1 protein-coding gene is annotated in these 1,196 nt (G+C 43.1%); it reads left to right on the top strand.

All coding sequences use genetic code 11. The annotated features are described in order from the left end of the window. On the top strand, nt 1-1,196 hold a 1,196-nt coding region (locus ACFSTE_RS20560; protein WP_378298373.1), incomplete at both ends, for a hypothetical protein.

Genomic DNA, 1,196 nt, shown 5'->3' with positions numbered 1-1,196 from the left:
TGACGGTTGATTTACTGGGCAAACTCAGTCGCGGAGCAAAGGATACGGCTTTAGATAATACTATTAAAACGAGCACAGGGGGATTTGGTCCTTTATATGACGCGCTGGAATATGGAGGGACGAAGGTTTCAGCCTTTGATAGGAGCTATCGATTTAATTATACACTGTCGAATGCTCCTTTTTTTGAAGATAATTGTAGCCCTACTACGGTTGTTCAATATCCTTTTGTTTATGATCTGGAAATAGCTATTGAGGATTTGGACGGGGTTTCTTTACTCGCCACTCCATTGGTAGAAAAGGTAGATATGAGTAGAGTGACTTCAGGAACTTTTATTTTGCCGGAAGCGACGGCTTCGGTTCCAAGAGGTAGTTATACCATAAGCAAGAGTTTGTCGGTCGACAGAGAAGCCTTAGCATCTTATGCAGATGCCTATGTAGCCAGGCTTCAGGATGCTAATGATGCGTGTTATATCAGTCCGGAAGAAGTGAGTAACCTTCCTGTTCTTAGTTTCGAAGGTTGTTTTATGACCTGTAGTGAATGCGAGGCAGCCCTGCTATCGGATTATGGGAGCAAGTCTCAGTATGTGACCACCCAGGTAGAGGCATATGATTATTCATCCTTATCCCATTTATCAGCTATTGAATTAGAGGAAGAAAAGACGCGTTTAGCTGCTGTTTTTGCTATACAGTGGGATGCTTTGATCAGAGCCTGTAATGCTCCCTGTCAAGAGGGTGTTTTAGATGGAGGTGCCCCTTCAGATGTGGTTAGTTCATCCTCGCTTAGTTGTAGTATTTCCCATTCGATTTTAAGGAATGATATGAAACCTTTAGGTCAATACGGGGCGTATAGAGGAGCTGTTTATAATGATCAGACCACAGGAGGCAGTGGTATAATAGAAAATTCCAGCGTATTATCTATATTTAGTAGATCTAATGAATTGATAAGCACGCGTACTTCATCCGGGAAACATAACAGTTGGCGAAACCCTCGTCATGAAGCGCATGATCCGGCTCCTTCCGGGTCTGGGGTGTATACCTCGGGTCATTACTATACAGAAGATGGACAGATTAGTTATATCAAAGTAAAACAGTTAATAACTACACGTATTGTAGCAGGTCAACCGACAGAAGAAATTACCTATGACCCTATGCTTATTGAAGGGGCTGTTGTTCGGGAGTCGGCAGACCGGGAGTAT

This window comes from Aquimarina hainanensis (genome assembly GCF_042684685.1).
Taxonomy (GTDB): Bacteria; Bacteroidota; Bacteroidia; order Flavobacteriales; family Flavobacteriaceae; genus Aquimarina; species Aquimarina hainanensis.
Note: the sequence above shows the minus strand (reverse complement) of the source record. Positions and strands in the feature narration are given on the sequence as shown.